Source organism: Citrobacter sp. TBCS-15 (assembly GCF_005280815.1).
In the GTDB taxonomy this organism is placed as follows: Bacteria; Pseudomonadota; Gammaproteobacteria; order Enterobacterales; family Enterobacteriaceae; genus Citrobacter; species Citrobacter werkmanii.
The window spans coordinates 379,416-396,777 of the sequence record NZ_SZWK01000313.1 but is presented as its reverse complement, the minus strand read 5'-3'; the positions used below and the strand labels follow the sequence as shown (position 1 = coordinate 396,777).

Here is a 17,362-nt window from a genome sequence, read left to right as displayed (position 1 = left end):
AAGTAATAACAGCCCGCAGTTTAAACATCTCTTTGCCGACAGCAATAATAATTCTTATTTTTATTCTTTTTTACCAGCCTGGCGAAACGTCAGATTGTAACGACAGTCACCGGTTAACGGATGATACCCTGTCTTAAGTGGCTGGATCCCATGATAAAACAACCGTGAGTTCCCACCCCATACCACGACATCGCCATGCTCCAGCAGTAAACGTTTTAAAGGGTCATTACGGCGCAAACCGCCAAACTGAAAGATGGCTGGTAACCCCAGCGAGACAGAAACGATAGGCGCCCGCAGGTCAGGTTCGTCTTTATCCTGATGTAATGACAGTTTCGCCCCTGGCGTGTAGCGGTTAATCAGGCAGGCATCGGGTTGAAAATCAGCATAGCCCGCTGCGGTTGACGCCAACTGGCACAGGTCCGCGAAAGTATCCGGCATCGGCGGCCAGGGCGTACCGGATAGCGGGTCAAACGGTGAATAAAGGTAGCCATGTTGATCCGTCGTCCAGCCCAAATGACCGCAGTTGGTCATCGCCACCGACATCGTGTAACCGCCGGGCGTCACCATCTGGCGAAACGGCGACTGTCTGGCGACAGCCGCGATCGCCTGCAGTAAAGACGGTGCGGACTCAAAGGCAAAACGTCGCAAAATTACCGCGCCGGATGCCAGCGGTTCTTGCCAGGGTTTCTCATCCGCAAAGAGATCAAGCATTACGTTTCCTCCCCAGTGGTTTCTCGTTGCAGTAACTGCGCTTTGCGCGCAATACCCCAGCGGTAGCCCGAAAGCGCACCATCATTGCGGATCACCCGGTGACACGGGATGACAATCGCCAGTTTGTTAGCTCCGCAGGCGCTGGCCACCGCGCGTACCGCTTTCGGTTTGCCGATGGCGCTGGCTAACTGCTGGTAGCTAACCGTCTTACCACATGGGATTGCGCGCAGCGCTTGCCACACCTGCAGCTGGAATGCGGTCCCGCGAATATCCAGCGGCAGAGACAACGACGTATTGCGCGTATTAATCACGGCGATGACTTCACGCACATGCTGCTGGAAATCGGCATCGGCTGCTTCATCCTGAGCGGCGGGAAACAGCTCATGCAGTTCCGCAACCAATGTAGCATCATCATCACCCAACAAGATCGCGCAGATACCGCGTTCGCTTTCCGCCACCAGGCAACGACCCAGGGCGCAATCTGCCAGGGTATAGCGCACAGAAACGTTGTCGCCGCCTTTGCGAAATTGCCTGGCGGTCATCCCTAGTGCCTGATCCGCTTGTCGGTAATAGCTGCTGCTGTCGGGGAATCCGGCGTTCAGAATCGCCTGGGTTACTGGTGCCCCTTTTGCCAGGGCATCGCGCAGACGACGAGCGCGCCAGGACTGCTGCCACGCTTTCGGGGTCATGCCCGTCGTGGCTTTAAACAAGCGATGTAAATGATACGGACTCATCGCCACCTGCTGCGCCAGGTCATCCAGCGTGAGAGGCGACTCCTGCTCCAGCAACTGACAGGCGTGGGCTATTTTGTCCAGCCGATGCTGCTGCGCACTATCTTTATCCGGCTGGCAGCGTTTACAGGGCCGAAACCCGGCGGCCTGCGCCTGCTCGGCATCAGCAAAGAAACTGACATTTTTGCGCAGCGCATGCCTCGCCCGACAGGACGGACGGCAGAAAATACCGGTGGTGTGGACGGCGAAAACAAACTGACCGTCGGCGTCAGCATCACGATCCACAACAGACTGCCAGCGGTCATCATCAGTTATGCGTAAACGACTTTTCATTATGGACTCCTTTGTTAAGCATAGCGCTTAGCCTCAGTGTGTCCTGATAGCCAGGTATAAAAACCCGCAATCTTGCTTTTTAATTTTTTTCGCTGAGCAGAAAGCTTTTAAACTGCGGCGACATCCAGGTTTTAAACCCTTGCCCCTCTTTCACAATCATATACACCGCCAGCCCTTCACGACGCACCACTTCTTTGGCCTTTTCCGGGCCGAGCACCATCAAACCGGTATCCCAGCCGTCAGCCTCCAGCGCCGTAGGGGCTATCACCGTCACAGACACCAGATTATGTTCGATCGGTCGACCGGTTTGCGGATCGATAACATGCGACAGGCGTTTACCGTCCAGCTCGTAATAGTTACGGTAGCTACCGGAGGTGCTGATGCCGTGCCCGTTAATGTCGACAACCGCTTGCACCGCGTTTTCACTATCGGTGGGTTTCTGGATCGCCACCCGCCATGGATGTCCTTCCGCATTCATACCACGACTGTTTAGCGCACCGCCAACGGAAACCAGATAACGGGCGATTCCCTCTTGCTCCATCAGTCGCGCCAGATGATCGGCGGCATAACCTTCACCAACGGTAGACAGATCCACATACAGATCCGGCAAGTCTTTTTGCAGGTAGTTGCGTTGCGCCTCATTCACTACCTTCAGATGTGAAAGTCCGGTTTGCGCTTTTGCGGCATCAATTTGCGCCTGAGTAGGAATGTGCACGGGTTGCTGATCCGGACCGAAACCCCACAGGTTGACCAACGGTCCCACGGTGATATCCATCGCCCCATCGGTTTTCGCGCCAATTCTCAGCGCCGACGTGACGATATCCGCCATAGCGTCATTGACCGGCCACGGCGACAGGCTTTTCGACAGATTAAAGCGCATCAGGGCAGAATCATTTTTATAGGTTGAAAGAAGCTGATCGTCAGCATCCAGCTGAGTCTGGATCTTCTCCTGCAACTCCCTGGCGCGTTTGGCATCCACGCCCACCGCGCTGACCCGCCAGAAGGTGCCCATCGTTTTACCTTCCAGAACGGTGGCGGATTGTGTGGTCTGAGCCGGTTTCGGGGCCTCATCGCACCCGACAAAAAAGATCGTCACAGCCAGTAGCGCTGCGCGATAAAAATTCATTTCCATACGTAATTATCCTCATGCGAACGGGCGCAAGAGTACACCAAAAATCGTTGTTTGTACGGCGAAAAAAAAGCATTAAAAAAGGCCCCGCAGGGCCTTTTAACAACATGAACGCAGATTAGAACTGGTAAACCAGGCCCAGTGCTACGATGTCATCGGTAGAGATACCGGCACGTTGGGTGAAGTTATTGTCATCCAGCAGGTTGATTTTGTAATCAACATAGGTGGACATGTTTTTGTTGAAGTAGTAGGTTGCGCCAACATCAACATATTTCACGATGTCCTGGTCACCATAACCATTGTTCAGGTCTTTACCTTTAGACTGCAGGTAAGCCACGGATGGACGCAGACCGAAGTCGAACTGGTACTGCGCAACGGCTTCGAAGTTCTGCGCTTTGTTAGCCCAGCCCAGGTTACCCGCACGCGTTGCGTTGTAGGTCTGGGTGTACTGTGCTGCCAGGTACACATTGTTCGCGTCGTATTTCAGACCACCAGTGTAAGTTTCAGCACGATCGCCAGTACCGAAGTTCAGCTTGTTCTGCTCGTCAGTACGTTTAGAGCTGGTGACTGCAGTACCCAGGGAGAAGCCTTCACCGATATCATAAGTGATAGATCCGCCAACGCCGTCGCCGTTCTGATTCAGTGCATCACGACCGTTGCCGGTCACACCAGTCATACCTTCACCTTCCGGGCTACCGTTTTTACCCTGGTACTGAATGGCAAAGTTCAGGCCATCAACCAGACCGAAGAAATCGGTGTTACGGTAGGTCGCGAAGCCGTTACCACGCTGCTGCATGAAGTTGTCCGCACCATAGGTGTCGCCGCCGAATTCCGGCAGAACGTCGGTCCAGGACGTTACGTCGTAAACCACGCCGTAGTTACGACCGTAGTCGAAAGAACCTGCATCAGCGAATTTCAGACCAGCAAACGCCACACGGGTCCAGGCGTTGTTTTCGTTTTCAGAGGAGTTACCCTGAATCTGGTATTCCCACTGGCCGTAACCGGTCAGTTGGTCATTAACCTGGGTTTCGCCTTTGAAGCCGATACGCATATAGGTCTTGTCACCATCATCACCTTTGTTGTCGGAGAAATAGTGCAGACCATCGACTTTACCGTACAGGTCTAATTTGTTGCCGTCTTTGTTGTAAATTTCAGCCGCATTTGCTGCGCCTGCTACCAGCAGAGCCGGTACCAGGAGGGACAGTACTTTAACTTTCATGTTATTAACCCTCTGTTATATGCCTTTATTGCTTTTTTATGCCACTGCTCACTGGCTAACCCTCATTAACCAGTCGGCAACTTCATTCTCCGCAAAAACACAGAATAATCCAACACGAATATGATACTAATACTTTAAAGATGTTTCATTTATCTATGTAGATGTTTCAAAATATTAACAAAAGGGAACTTTTTTTTAATTAAAAAAATGGAGAGAATAAGCACAAATAGTCAAGAACTATTACAAAATACATATAAATCAATTAATTAAACAAAACACAACCATAGCACTGAATGATAAAAAAAAATCTTCACTCGCAACTAAAATAGACTCGCTATCATCATTAACTTTATTTATTACCGTCATTCATTCATGAATGTCTGTTTACCCCTATTTCAACCGAATGCTCTGCGTTCGGTTTTTTTTTACTCTTCTTTACACAAAGCTGACTGTTCTGTGCTACCGATGAACAACTATCACGTCTATTAACCATCCCGTCACGTTGAGATCAGAAATAAACCTTATTATTAATTTCTTGTTATTTAATGCTAAATGTATACATTCACTACAAAATATTTGTACCCGCTATTCTTCGCTGTACATCTTTGCATCATCTGGGGTTACAGCAAAATGCGGCGCAGACAATGCAAACTCTGTCGCATGCTCCAGGTATGGCAATTCATACATTACCCTTTATACTGCCCCTTCATGTTTCGCGTCGTTTAACAGGTCATAAACACGAATGAGTCAGTCTGACACAACGGCTTCTACCCGATTCTCTCTCCTACCGGGAAATATTACCCGTTACTTCTTATTACTGATCGTGGTGCTGTTGGTGATGATGGGCGTCATGGTCCAGAGCGCCGTCAATACCTGGCTAAAGGATAAGAGCTATCAGATTGTCGATATCACCCATGCCATTCATAAAAGGGTCGATACCTGGCGATACGTGACCTGGCAAATTTATGACAATATTGCTGCCACGCCCAGCTCGCCTGGCGCAGAAGGGCTGCAGGAAACTCGCCTGAAACAAGATGTCTACTATCTTGAAAAACCTCGCAGAAAAACCGAGGCGCTGATTTTCGGCTCACATGACAGCTCTACGCTGGAGATGACCCAACGAATCTCAACCTATCTGGATACGCTGTGGGGCGCGGAAAATATTCCATGGTCAATGTATTACCTTAATGGTCAGGACAATAGCCTGATCCTTATCTCAACATTGCCGCTGAAAGATCTGACTTCCGGCTTTAAGGAATCGACGATCGGTAATATTGTCGACTCCCGGCGCGCTGAAATGCTGCAGCAGGCCAATGCGCTGGATGAGCGCGAAAGCTTCTCGTCGCTGCGCCGTCTGGTCTGGCAAAACGGACATTACTTCACGCTGCGCACGACCTTTAATCAGCCGGGACATCTGGCAACGGTTGTCGCCTTTGACCTGCCGATTAATGACCTGATCCCTGCCGGCATGCCGCTGGACAGTTTCCATCTGGTCCCTGATGCCAGTTCAACGACTGAACACGTCAATGAAAAAGAGTCGCCTGACAGCGTCAGTATTAGCTTCAACAACAGTAAAATTGAGATCTCATCGGCGCTGGACTCAACGGATATGCGGCTGGTCTGGCAGGTTCCGTTTGGCTCATTGTTACTTGATACGCTGCAAAACATTCTTCTGCCGCTGTTACTGAACATCGCGTTGCTGGCTCTGGCGCTGTTTGGTTATACCACCTTTCGTCACCTCCCTGCCCGTTCAACCGAAGTGGCGCCAAATCTTGCGGCAAATAATGAACTGCGGATCCTGCGTGCGATCAATGAAGAGATTGTTTCCCTGCTGCCGCTGGGATTACTGGTGCACGATCAAGAAGCCAACCGCACGGTAATTAGCAATAAAATTGCCGACCACCTGCTGCCGCATTTAAATCTGCAAAACATTACCAATATGGCGGAGCAGCATCAGGGCGTCATTCAGGCCACTATCAATAATGAGCTATATGAAATCAGGCTATTTCGCAGCCAGATCTCATCGCGAACGCAGATCTTTATCATTCGTGACCAGGACCGTGAAGTACTGGTTAATAAAAAGTTGAAGCAAGCGCAACGGCTGTATGAGAAAAACCAACAGGCTCGCGCAGCCTTTATGCAGAATATTGGTAATGCGCTGAAAGACCCGGCTAAAACACTGGCTGCTAATGCCGCCGCGCTCAATACCCCCGACAGCCAAAAACTGGCCAATCAGGCTGACGTTTTGGTTCGCATGGTGGATGAAATCCAGTTGGCTAACTTGCTGGAAAGCGACGCCTGGAAAGGTGAATCAACGCTGTTTTCCGTACAGGCGTTGATTGACGACGTGGTCCCGGAGGTGTTGCCGGCCATTAAGCGTAAAGGGCTGCAGCTACTGATTAAAAATCATCTTAGCGCTCATGACGAACGCCGTGGCGACCGCGATGCCCTGCGTCGTATTTTGCTGCTGCTGATTCAATATGCGGTAACCACCACGCAGATTGGTAAAATCACGCTGGAAGTCGACCAGGATGAATCGGAGGCTGAACGTCTGACCTTCCGCATTCTCGATACCGGGGAAGGCGTCACGTTACAGGAAGTTGATAACCTGCATTTTCCGTTCATTAATGACACACAAGGCGATCATTATGGCAAAGCCAACCCGTTGACGTTTTGGCTGTGCGATCAGTTAGCCCGTAAGCTGGGTGGACACCTGAACATTAAAGCGCGGGAAGAGCTTGGAACACGTTATATAGTCCATGTTAAAATGCCACTGCACGATCAACATGCTGATAGTGAAGAGCGCCTGTTAGATGACGTCTGCGTGATGGTTGATGTGACCTCTAATGACGTACGGAGCATCGTATTACGTCAACTGGAAAACTGGGGAGCAACCTGCATCACGCCCGACGAACGGTTGAATAGTCAAGAATATGATCTCTTTTTAACAGATAATCCGTCTAATCTTACTGCCTCGGGCTTGCTTTTAAGCGATGATGAGTCTGGCGTACGGAAAATTGGCCCCGGTCAGCTGCGCGTCAACTTTAATATGAGCAATGCTATGCAGGAAGCTGTCCTCGAGCTGATAGAAGAGCAGTTGGCACAAGAAGAGCTCCAGGAGCTCCCCCTCGGCGGAGATGAAAACGCCGAACTTCATGCCAGCGGTTACTATGCACTCTTTGTAGACACAGTACCGGATGATGTTAAGAGGTTGTATACTGAGGCAGCAATCAGTGATTTCGCTGCGTTAGCCCAAACGGCTCATCGCCTGAAAGGCGTGTTTGCCATGCTTAATCTGGTACCCGGCAAGCAGTTATGTGAAGCGCTGGAACATCTTATTCAAGAGAAAGATGCTCCAGGTATAGAAAAATACATCAGCGACATTGACGCATACGTCAAGAGCTTGCTGTAGCAAGGTAGCCCAATACATGAACACTATGAACGTAATTATTGCCGATGACCACCCGATTGTACTGTTCGGTATTCGTAAATCACTTGAACAGATCGAGTGGGTAAATGTTGTCGGCGAATTTGAAGACTCCACAGCACTGATCAACAATTTGCCTAAGTTAGATGCTCATGTGTTGATTACCGACCTCTCCATGCCGGGAGATAAATACGGTGATGGGATCACGTTAATTAAATACATCAAGCGCCATTTCCCGAGCCTGTCGATTATTGTTCTGACCATGAACAATAACCCGGCCATCCTGAGCGCGGTACTGGATCTCGATATTGAAGGGATTGTCCTGAAGCAAGGCGCGCCAACAGACCTGCCGAAAGCGCTGGCCGCGCTGCAAAAAGGGAAGAAATTTACTCCGGAAAGCGTTTCTCGTCTGCTGGAGAAAATCAGCGCCAGTGGCTATGGCGACAAACGTCTGTCACCGAAAGAGAGTGAAGTTCTGCGTCTGTTTGCCGAAGGTTTTCTGGTTACGGAAATTGCCAAAAAGCTCAACCGCAGTATTAAAACCATCAGCAGCCAGAAAAAATCGGCGATGATGAAACTCGGTGTGGAAAACGATATCGCACTGTTGAATTACCTCTCTTCCGTGACGCTGAGTCCTTCAGATAAAGAGTAAGTAACTGCCGATGGCACTGCGTTTATCAGACCTACGAACAACTTGTTTCGTAGGTCTGATAAGAGATCTCTTATCCCCGCGCATTCCTCACTCTTTCCGCATAGACCGTCAGAGTTTGCTTCAATACATCCAATGTCACTGGCTTGGAAAGACAGCTATCCATACCGGATTCCAGACAACGCTGCTTCTCTTCAGCCAGCGCGTTTGCCGTCACGCCCACAACCGGCAACGTTAAACCTAACTGGCGGATGCGCTGAGTCAGGCGATAACCATCCATATTTGGCATGTTGACGTCGCTCAGCACGATGTCGATATGGTTTTTACTCAGTACATTGAGCGCATCGACACCGTCATTCGCCGTTTTACACTGATATCCCAACGATCCCAGTTGATCGGCCAGTAAACGCCGGTTGATAGGATGATCGTCGACCACCAGTATCATCATGTCATCATTGGTCGCGCCGACTTTATCCGGGGCGGGGAGCGCCGTGGAGAGTTCTTCACTCCCCAGATCAACGCTGTAAATATGCGCCAGCAACGCGGGCAGTTCGTGCGGCGACGCCACGCTGTGCATCCACTCCCCTGGCCCCCTTTCCAACGGAATCCCAATATGTCGACGGCAGAAAATCACCGCGGCACGTCCTTGCCACGCCTGTTCCAGCACATCGTCGGCAACCAACAAGTCATCAGCGTCCGGGTGCTGCCCCTCATAACGCAGCACCGTCACCCCGTTACGCGTCAGACTGGATTCGACAAAGCGATACAGCGATGCGTTACGCACCGCCAGCCAGCAACGGGTACCTGCCAGTCCTTCTACGCCTTTTTTCTGCGGATACTGGGCGCCATAAAGAGGAATACGGAGCGTAAACTGGCTGCCCATTCCCGGTTCTGAATCAACGGAAATATCGCCATCCATCATGCTGATCAGTTTTTCACAGATAGCCAAACCGAGCCCGGTTCCCTGGAAATTACGCTGTACGCCAGTGCCCACCTGAAAGAAAGGATCGAACAAACGGACCACTTCTTTGGCGGGGATCCCCACCCCGGTATCACGCACACGGATACTGAGGTAATCACCGTCACACTGCACATGCAGCACAATGCAGCCGGTATCGGTAAACTTGATCGCGTTACTCAGCAGATTGGAGATCACCTGCTGTAAACGCATAGGATCGCCATTCAACGCGACGGGCACATCCGGGTCGATAAAACAGTACAATCCCAACTGCTTACGCACCACCAGCGGCAGATAGTTTGCCGTAATATGGCTCATCACTTCACGCGGTGAGAACTCGCGCGGTTCAATCTTCAACTGTTCAGATTCAATTTTCGAGAAATCGAGAATATCGCTGATAATTTTTAACAGCAGGCTGGAAGAGTTATTCATCGCCGTCACCAGGCGATCCACCCCGTTGGGTAACTCTTTGGTTTGCAACAAATCGAGGTTACCGATAATGCCATACAGCGGCGTGCGCAGCTCATGGCTCACTGTCGCAAGGAACATCGATTTGGACTGACTCGCCTGTTCCGCCGCCTGGGCCATCTCCTGCAACGACTCTTCCATTTTAACGCGCGCGCTGACGTCAACCAGGACGCAAATTGCCACGTTTTCATTGCGATAGCGCGAATGCACAAAGCTGATTTGAAGATTGGTATTGTTACTGGTCAGCACATCGACAAAATTGACCTGCTGGCCGCAGATGATTTGCGTTAACCGTTGCCGGTCTTCATGCGTCAGCATATTCAGATAGGTATGCGCCAGTTCATTACTCAGGATGTTAATGCCATCCAGCGTGCGCAAAATACAAATCCCCACCGGCGCGGAAGCCACGATTTTACGGTTAAATTGCTCGTGTTCCTCCAGGCGCTGAGCATCGCTTTCCGCAGGAATAAAAATGCGCCGCTCATACATACGCGTGAGCATAAATAATGCCGCGCCGACCAGCACATTCAGCAGGATAGCGTTCAGGATCATCATGCGGATCCGCTCCAGTACCAGATCCACCGGAACAGAGTACACAATGCTCAGCGATGACGGCGGCAGATTTTTCTTCAGCACCAGATCGCGAAAACCCGGCGTATAGCCAAACCAGGAACGCTCCTGCATCCAGCGTGGTTCAGCCTTAATATTCCCCTCAGGGCCGGTGAGCGAAATCAGCGCATGGCCATTTTCATCGAGAATGGTCACCCCCATCGGCAAACTGCCCGGCGTGAAGAAGTTCTCCATGCGAATAGGTTGTTCCACGCCCAGCAGCGCCTGCAGACGGTTGGCAAGATAAACCGGCGTCAGCGCATAGAAATAGCCCACTCCAGGACGCGGCCCCTGGCTAATCCAGAACAGGTTATTACCGTTTTCATCCTGCGGCGCATTGCGATACTTAATAATACGCTCATGCAGCGCTTTCAGGGCCTGGTCACGTTCGACGGGCATCTCACGCAGACCAAAATTCGCCATACAGAGATTATCGCTGCCGATCAGGAATACGCGATTCAAATCATAGGCTGCAGAAAAATTGTCGCGCCAGTAGCGCATAAACCACGCCAGCGACTCCAGAGAACCTCGCCAGGCATTGCCCATCACCGAACAGTCGGAGTCGGCAAACAGCGGCTCAAAGTTAGGTACGACGGTTTTGTCATCCCGCGCCCGCAGCGACATCACGCCGTTTTCCGCCGTTAAGCGATTCTCAGCAATATATTTCAGCTCTTTGATAACATCTGATGTGCGCTGGATATAACGCTGGGCCTGATCGGAGCTGAGGTTAAGCTCCTGATGGATCTCAGACTCTCTCTGGTGCAGCGCGTTCACAATGTAGAACACGGAGGCAAAAGCGATCAGACACCAGATGAGGAGCGCCAACGCTCTGAACAGGTAGCGTGAGACTTTTAGGGTTGAATGAACGGAAGCAAGGTATTTCAAAGGGGCGAAGCTCCGCCTCAGGGCATTAATAGAGTGTGGTTAAGGTAGCGGTAAATGTCCGGCGTCGCAATGCCCTCTCTTTACGGGAATATGATACACCGCGCTGAAACCATTGTCCTAACCCGTGATAATCGTCGTTTGCCTGAAAAACACTGCATGGATGTCAGAATGCGCGACCTGAGATGGCTGGCTCGTCGGTTATATCCGCGACGATTACGCAACCAAATGATCATGATGGCCATTCTGATGGTCATCATTCCGACGATATCCATAGGTTATATCGTAGAAACTGAAGGCCGTTCAGCAGTCTTATCTGAAAAAGAGAAAAAACTGTCATCAGTCATAGCCCTGCTAAACGATGCGCTGGGCGACAGCTTTAACAACTACGACAACCTGCCGCGCGAAGAGCGCATTCGGGCGCTTAATCATGAGTTAGCCCCCGTTACCGAGCGAATTACCCGGGCGTTTCCCGGCGTTGGCGCAGGGTATTACCACAAAGCGCTGGATGCCATTATCACCTACGCGCCCTCTGCGCTGTATCAGAGTAATGTAGGTATCACTATCACCGACGATCATCCGGGACGCGAAGTGATGAGTAGCAATGCGCCAGTGGTCTATTCTGGGCGACAGGTGCGCGGCGACATACTCAACTCTATGATCCCAATAGAGCGCCAGGGAGAGGTTATTGGGTATATCTGGGCCAATGAGCTAACCCAAGATATCCGCCAGCAGGCCTGGAGAATGGACGTCAGGATAATTGCCGTGCTGGTTACCGGGCTCATCTTTAGTCTGCTGCTGATCGTGCATTTTTCACGCCGACTCAGTGCGAATATCGACATTATCACTGATGGGCTTTCAACGCTGGCACAAAAAACGCCCGCCCGACTGCCTGAACTCCCCGGCGAGCTGGGACAAATCAGCCGTAGTGTTAATGCACTGGCGCAAACGCTACGGGAAACCAAAACCCTCAACGATCTGATTATTGAAAATGCCGCAGATGGTGTGATCGCCATCGACAGACAAGGTGACGTCACCACCATGAACCCGGCGGCAGAGCAGATAACTGGCTACACGCTGCATGAACTGGTCGGACAATCCTATGCTACGCTGTTTGCCAACACGCAGTTTCATAGCCCGGTACTGGATACTCTTGAGCACGGTACTGAGCACGTGGCTCAGGAGATTAGCTTTCCGGGACGTGAACGCACCATTGAGATAAGTGTTACCACCAGTCGGATCCATAATGCACACGGTGAGCTGATTGGCGCGCTGGTTATTTTCTCCGATTTAACCGCCCGGAAAGAGACCCAGCGTCGGTTGGCGCAAACCGAAAGGCTCGCCACTCTGGGTGAACTGATGGCCGGGGTCGCGCATGAAGTGAGAAACCCGCTGACCGCAATCCGTGGCTACGTCCAGATCATCCGCCAGCAAACCTCCCTGCCGGAACATCAGGAGTATTTATCTGTTGTGCTTAACGAAATTGATTCCATCAATAAAGTTATTCAACAACTGTTAGATTTTTCACGCCCGCGACAAAGCCAGTGGCAGCAGATTCAGCTCAATGCGTTGATTGAAGAGACGCTAATCCTGGTGCAAACCGCCGGCCTTCAGGCACGGATTGGTTTTACCACGGAATTAGATCCCAGCCTGCCGCCGATCGTCGCCGATCGCGAACTCCTCAAGCAGGTGATCCTCAACATTTTAATCAATGCAGTACAGGCGATCGCTGCGCGAGGCGAAATTCGCATTCGCACCTGGCAATACTCGGCCTCACAACAGGCCGTGATGATTGAAGATAATGGCAATGGTATCGATCTCGCCATCCAGAAGAAAATATTCGATCCCTTTTTTACGACAAAAGCATCAGGCACTGGTCTTGGACTGGCGCTGAGCCAGCGCATCATCAATGCGCATCAGGGGGATATCCACGTGACCAGCCAACCTGGCTGTGGGGCGATATTCACTCTGATTTTACCTCTTAACCCGCAGGGAAATCCGTCAGAATGAAAACGACATACCGTATTCTCATCGTTGATGATGAAGAAAATGTTCGCCGTATGCTTGCCACCGCATTTTCCCTGCAAGGGCATGAAACGCATTGCGCCAGCGACGGGAAAGCCGCGCTGAACCTGTTTAGCGAAATGCAGCCAGACGTCGTGCTGATGGATATTCGCATGCCGGAGATGGACGGCATCGACGCGCTGAAAGTGATGCGCGCGCAACAACCACGCATCCCCGTCATTCTGATGACCGCTTACGCCGAAGTCGAAACCGCAGTAGAAGCGCTACGTAGCGGAGCATTTGATTACGTGATTAAGCCCTTTGATCTCGACGAGCTAAGCATGGTGATTCAACGCGCATTGCAACTGCAGGAGATGAAACAGGAAATCCGCAATCTACACAAAGCGTTGAGTACCAGCTGGCAGTGGGGGCATATTCTGACCAACAGTCCGCGTATGATGGATATCTGTAAAGACACGGCGAAAATCGCCCTCTCACAGGCAAATGTCCTGATAAGCGGTGAAAGCGGCACAGGAAAAGAGCTGATCGCCCGCGCCATTCACTACAACAGCAAACGCGCCAATGGCCCATTTATCAAAGTTAACTGCGCGGCTCTGCCGGAGTCGCTGCTGGAAAGCGAGCTATTTGGTCATGAAAAAGGCGCTTTCACCGGGGCGCAGACGTTGCGTCAAGGGTTGTTCGAGCGCGCTCATCAGGGAACGTTGTTGCTTGATGAAATTGGTGAGATGCCGCTGGTGTTACAAGCCAAACTGCTGCGTATTTTGCAGGAGAGAGAGTTTGAACGCATCGGCGGGCACCAGACCATTCGCGTTGATATTCGTATCGTCGCCGCCACCAACCGCTGCCTGCAAACCATGGTGAAGGAAGGAACGTTTCGCGAAGACCTGTTTTACCGGCTCAACGTTATCCATTTGACTTTGCCTCCCTTACGCGAGCGTCGTGAAGACATTGCCTTACTCGCCAACCACTTTTTACAAAAATTCAGCACTGAAAATCAGCGCGATATCATCGAGATCGACCCGACGGCAATGTCGATGCTCACCGCCTGGCCCTGGCCAGGTAACATTCGTGAACTGTCAAACGTCATCGAACGTGCCGTCATTATGAATACTGGCGCGATAATTTTTGCCGACGATCTCCCCGACGCTTTCCGCAACCCGGTGAGCGCCACGACAGAGACAAAACCGACTCACTCCGGGGAGCGCAATCTGAAAGAAGAGATTAAGCGTGAGGAAAAACGCATTATCCTAGAAGTCCTCGACAGTCAGGACGGCAACCGCACCCGCACGGCGTTGATGCTGGGGATTAGCCGACGCGCCCTGATGTATAAATTACAAGAGTACGGCATCGACCCTTCGGGTTCCTGATACGCAAATTTGCTATGCAGAATTTTGCACACTGCGCAAAATTCTGCATAGCCCCTCGCTTTCCCTCCCCGTTAGAAATATATAAATACATTAATAAATTCAAACAACTAAAGATTAATGCGTCTTTTAAAGCATCCTGGCATTCTGCTTGCACTTCCCTGAGCGTACCCAAAATGGAGTATGCAAAAGGGAAACATAATGAAAACAAAACTGATTACCTTACAAGACGCTGCAGGCTTCTTTCGTGACGGCATGACCATCATGGTCGGTGGTTTTATGGGGGTTGGCACACCGCCTCGCCTGGTTGAAGCCCTGCTGGAATCCGGCGTCAGAGATCTGACGCTGATTGCTAACGATACTGCATTTGTCGATACCGGTATCGGGCCACTGATCGTCAATGGGCGGGTGAGCAAAGTCATTGCCTCGCACATTGGCACCAACCCGGAAACCGGTCGTCGCATGATTGCCGGCGAGATGGACGTACAGTTGGTTCCGCAAGGTACCCTGATCGAGCAAATTCGCTGCGGCGGCGCGGGTCTTGGTGGTTTTCTGACGCCTACCGGCGTTGGCACCATCGTGGAGGATGGTAAGCAGACCATCACGCTCGAGGGCAAAACCTGGCTGCTTGAACGCCCATTGCGCGCCGATTTAGCGCTTATTCGCGCCCATCGCTCTGACATGCTTGGCAACCTCACCTACCAGCTCAGCGCCCGAAACTTTAACCCTCTGATTGCTCTCGCCGCTGACATCACGCTGGTTGAACCGGATGAAATGGTTGAAACAGGCGAACTACAGCCTGACCAGATTGTTACCCCCGGCGCCGTTATCGACCATATCGTCATTCCACAGGAGAGCTAATCATGGATGCTAAACAACGTATTGCGCGCCGGGTGGCGCAAGAGCTTCGCGATGGCGATATCGTCAACTTAGGTATTGGCCTGCCAACCATGGTAGCCAACTACTTGCCTGCAGATATTCACATTACGCTGCAATCTGAGAATGGTTTTCTGGGACTGGGCCCGGTGACCACCGCGCATCCTGACCTGGTAAACGCGGGCGGCCAACCGTGCGGTATTTTGCCAGGCGCGGCGATGTTTGATAGCGCCATGTCGTTCGCGTTGATTCGCGGCGGTCACGTTGATGCCTGTGTGCTGGGTGGATTACAGGTCGATGAACAGGCAAACCTTGCCAACTGGGTGGTTCCGGGAAAAATGGTGCCTGGTATGGGTGGCGCAATGGATCTGGTGACCGGTGCGCGGAAAGTCATTATCGCCATGGAGCATTGCGCGAAAGACGGCTCAGCAAAAATCCTGCGGCAATGCACCATGCCGCTCACCGCGCAGCATGCTGTGCACATGCTGGTCACTGAACTTGCCGTATTCCGCTTTATTGACGGCAAAATGTGGCTAACTGAAATTGTCGAAGGATGTGATATCGCCACGCTGCGTGAAAAAACCGAAGCGCAGTTTGCTATTGCCGACGATCTGCTCATTCTGCGAGGTGACGCATGATTGGCCGCATCGCTCGCTTTATGACACGGGTGGTCAGCCGCTGGCTGCCCGACCCGCTGATTTTCGCCATGTTGCTAACATTGCTGACCTTCGGCATCGCGCTATGGTTAACGCCACAGACGCCCATCAGCATGGTGAAATTCTGGGGTGACGGTTTCTGGAACCTGCTGGCGTTTGGTATGCAGATGGCGCTAATCATCGTGACCGGCCATGCGTTAGCCAGTTCCGGGCCGGTGAAAAGCCTGCTGCGTACGGCGGCATCCGCTGCCAAAACCCCCGCCCAGGGCGTAATGCTGGTCACTTTTTTTGGTTCGGTTGCCTGCGTTATCAACTGGGGATTCGGTCTGGTGGTCGGGGCGATGTTCGCCCGCGAAGTCGCTCGTCGGGTACCGGGTTCCGATTATCCGTTACTGATTGCCTGCGCCTACATCGGCTTCCTGACCTGGGGCGGTGGTTTTTCCGGCTCAATGCCTTTGTTGGCGGCAACGCCTGGCAACCCGGTCGAGCACGTAGCGGGGTTAATTCCTGTCGCGGATACCCTGTTCACCGGCTTCAATATCTTCATCACCGTGGCGCTGATTGTGGTAATGCCGTTCATCACGCGCATGATGACGCCAAAACCTGCAGATGTGGTGAGCATCGATCCGAAACTATTACTGGAAGAAGCTGATTTTCAGAAGACGCTGCCGCCAGACGCGCCGCCATCGGAAAAACTGGAAGAAAGCCGTATTCTGGCACTGATCATCGGTGCATTAGGTATTGCCTATCTGGGCATCTACTTTGCCGAGAAAGGTTTCAACATCACCATCAATACCGTCAACCTGATGTTTATGATTGCCGGTCTGCTGCTGCATAAAACACCGATGGCCTATATGCGTGCCGTCAGCGCTGCCACACGTAGCACCGCCGGGATTCTGGTGCAATTCCCCTTCTACGCCGGTATTCAGTTGATGATGGAGCACTCCGGTCTCGGCGGGCTTATTACCGAGTTTTTCATTAACGTCGCCAACAAAGATACCTTCCCGCTGATGACCTTCTTCAGTTCAGCGCTGATTAACTTTGCCGTGCCGTCCGGCGGCGGCCATTGGGTTATTCAGGGACCGTTCGTCATGCCTGCGGCGCAGGCGCTGGGTGCCGATCTTGGCAAATCAGTGATGGCCATCGCCTACGGGGAGCAGTGGATGAACATGGCACAACCATTCTGGGCGCTACCGGCTCTGGCCATCGCCGGGCTGGGCGTGCGCGACATTATGGGGTACTGCATCACCGCCCTGCTCTTCTCCGGCGTCATTTTTGTTATTGGATTGACCCTGTTCTGACGGCAACAACTTATTAAAAGGAAC

General features: G+C 51.8%; 12 protein-coding genes. 7 read left to right on the top strand and 5 right to left on the bottom strand.

What is annotated here, in order from left to right:
- Window positions 1-60: 60 nt before the first annotated feature.
- The 4 genes from alkB to FDW96_RS24730 all read right to left on the bottom strand — a co-directional run bounded on the left by alkB (window position 61) and on the right by FDW96_RS24730 (window position 4,123).
- Entirely contained in the window at window positions 61-711 is a 651-nt protein-coding gene (gene alkB / locus FDW96_RS24750) for a DNA oxidative demethylase AlkB (protein ID WP_042307174.1), read from the bottom strand.
- A complete protein-coding gene (gene ada / locus FDW96_RS24745; protein WP_042307171.1) occupies window positions 711-1,775 on the bottom strand; it encodes a bifunctional DNA-binding transcriptional regulator/O6-methylguanine-DNA methyltransferase Ada in 1,065 nt (354 codons plus the stop codon). The genes alkB and ada overlap by 1 nt, the downstream gene beginning before the upstream one ends.
- A gap of 79 nt (window positions 1,776-1,854) precedes the next feature.
- Window positions 1,855-2,907, bottom strand: a complete 1,053-nt coding sequence (gene apbE / locus FDW96_RS24740; RefSeq protein WP_137366487.1) for an FAD:protein FMN transferase ApbE — start codon at window positions 2,905-2,907, stop codon at window positions 1,855-1,857.
- Window positions 2,908-3,022: 115 nt separating this feature from the next.
- Entirely contained in the window at window positions 3,023-4,123 is a 1,101-nt protein-coding gene (locus FDW96_RS24730; protein ID WP_137366485.1) for a porin OmpC, read from the bottom strand.
- Between the two features lie 742 nt (window positions 4,124-4,865).
- Here FDW96_RS24730 and rcsD point away from each other — a divergent pair.
- Together rcsD and rcsB are read left to right on the top strand one after the other, a co-directional pair.
- Window positions 4,866-7,535, top strand: coding sequence for a phosphotransferase RcsD (gene rcsD, locus FDW96_RS24725; RefSeq protein WP_137366484.1), 2,670 nt, complete (start codon window positions 4,866-4,868; stop codon window positions 7,533-7,535).
- Window positions 7,536-7,551: 16 nt separating this feature from the next.
- Window positions 7,552-8,202, top strand: coding sequence for a response regulator transcription factor RcsB (gene rcsB / locus FDW96_RS24720; protein ID WP_003027592.1), 651 nt, complete (start codon window positions 7,552-7,554; stop codon window positions 8,200-8,202).
- A gap of 70 nt (window positions 8,203-8,272) precedes the next feature.
- Here rcsB and rcsC read toward each other — a convergent pair whose 3' ends face one another.
- Complete coding sequence (gene rcsC, locus FDW96_RS24715) at window positions 8,273-11,119, bottom strand: two-component system sensor histidine kinase RcsC (protein WP_137366483.1); 2,847 nt, start codon at window positions 11,117-11,119, stop codon at window positions 8,273-8,275.
- Between the two features lie 168 nt (window positions 11,120-11,287).
- On the opposite strand from rcsC, the gene atoS reads away from it, so the two are divergent.
- The 5 genes from atoS (at window position 11,288) to FDW96_RS24690 (ending at window position 17,338) form a co-directional block, all read left to right on the top strand.
- Window positions 11,288-13,126 carry a two-component system sensor histidine kinase AtoS gene (gene atoS, locus FDW96_RS24710; RefSeq protein ID WP_137366482.1) on the top strand — a complete coding sequence of 613 codons (1,839 nt, stop codon included), beginning with the start codon at window positions 11,288-11,290 and terminating at the stop codon, window positions 13,124-13,126.
- Complete coding sequence (gene atoC, locus FDW96_RS24705) at window positions 13,123-14,508, top strand: acetoacetate metabolism transcriptional regulator AtoC (RefSeq protein WP_137366481.1); 1,386 nt, start codon at window positions 13,123-13,125, stop codon at window positions 14,506-14,508. Before atoS ends, atoC begins: the two co-directional genes overlap by 4 nt.
- A gap of 198 nt (window positions 14,509-14,706) precedes the next feature.
- The gene (atoD, locus tag FDW96_RS24700; RefSeq protein ID WP_038642220.1) at window positions 14,707-15,366 is read left to right on the top strand and encodes an acetate CoA-transferase subunit alpha; all 660 of its coding nucleotides are present in this window, start codon (window positions 14,707-14,709) and stop codon (window positions 15,364-15,366) included.
- 2 nt (window positions 15,367-15,368) lie between these two features.
- Complete coding sequence (locus FDW96_RS24695; protein ID WP_038642222.1) at window positions 15,369-16,019, top strand: 3-oxoacid CoA-transferase subunit B; 651 nt, start codon at window positions 15,369-15,371, stop codon at window positions 16,017-16,019.
- Window positions 16,016-17,338 (top strand): TIGR00366 family protein, encoded by a 1,323-nt coding sequence (locus FDW96_RS24690; protein ID WP_137366480.1) that lies wholly within the window; start codon window positions 16,016-16,018, stop codon window positions 17,336-17,338. Before FDW96_RS24695 ends, FDW96_RS24690 begins: the two co-directional genes overlap by 4 nt.
- Window positions 17,339-17,362: the final 24 nt, after the last annotated feature.

What these genes read in the sequence shown, in the direction of transcription:
- FDW96_RS24695 (WP_038642222.1), top strand. Translation starts at nt 15,369, where the DNA reads ATGGATGCTAAACAACGTATTGCGCGCCGGGTGGCGCAAGAGCTTCGC.
- apbE (WP_137366487.1), bottom strand. Translation starts at nt 2,907, where the DNA reads ATGGAAATGAATTTTTATCGCGCAGCGCTACTGGCTGTGACGATCTTT.
- atoS (WP_137366482.1), top strand. Translation starts at nt 11,288, where the DNA reads ATGCGCGACCTGAGATGGCTGGCTCGTCGGTTATATCCGCGACGATTA.
- rcsD (WP_137366484.1), top strand. Translation starts at nt 4,866, where the DNA reads ATGAGTCAGTCTGACACAACGGCTTCTACCCGATTCTCTCTCCTACCG.
- ada (WP_042307171.1), bottom strand. Translation starts at nt 1,775, where the DNA reads ATGAAAAGTCGTTTACGCATAACTGATGATGACCGCTGGCAGTCTGTT.
- rcsB (WP_003027592.1), top strand. Translation starts at nt 7,552, where the DNA reads ATGAACACTATGAACGTAATTATTGCCGATGACCACCCGATTGTACTG.
- atoD (WP_038642220.1), top strand. Translation starts at nt 14,707, where the DNA reads ATGAAAACAAAACTGATTACCTTACAAGACGCTGCAGGCTTCTTTCGT.
- FDW96_RS24690 (WP_137366480.1), top strand. Translation starts at nt 16,016, where the DNA reads ATGATTGGCCGCATCGCTCGCTTTATGACACGGGTGGTCAGCCGCTGG.
- alkB (WP_042307174.1), bottom strand. Translation starts at nt 711, where the DNA reads ATGCTTGATCTCTTTGCGGATGAGAAACCCTGGCAAGAACCGCTGGCA.
- FDW96_RS24730 (WP_137366485.1), bottom strand. Translation starts at nt 4,123, where the DNA reads ATGAAAGTTAAAGTACTGTCCCTCCTGGTACCGGCTCTGCTGGTAGCA.
- atoC (WP_137366481.1), top strand. Translation starts at nt 13,123, where the DNA reads ATGAAAACGACATACCGTATTCTCATCGTTGATGATGAAGAAAATGTT.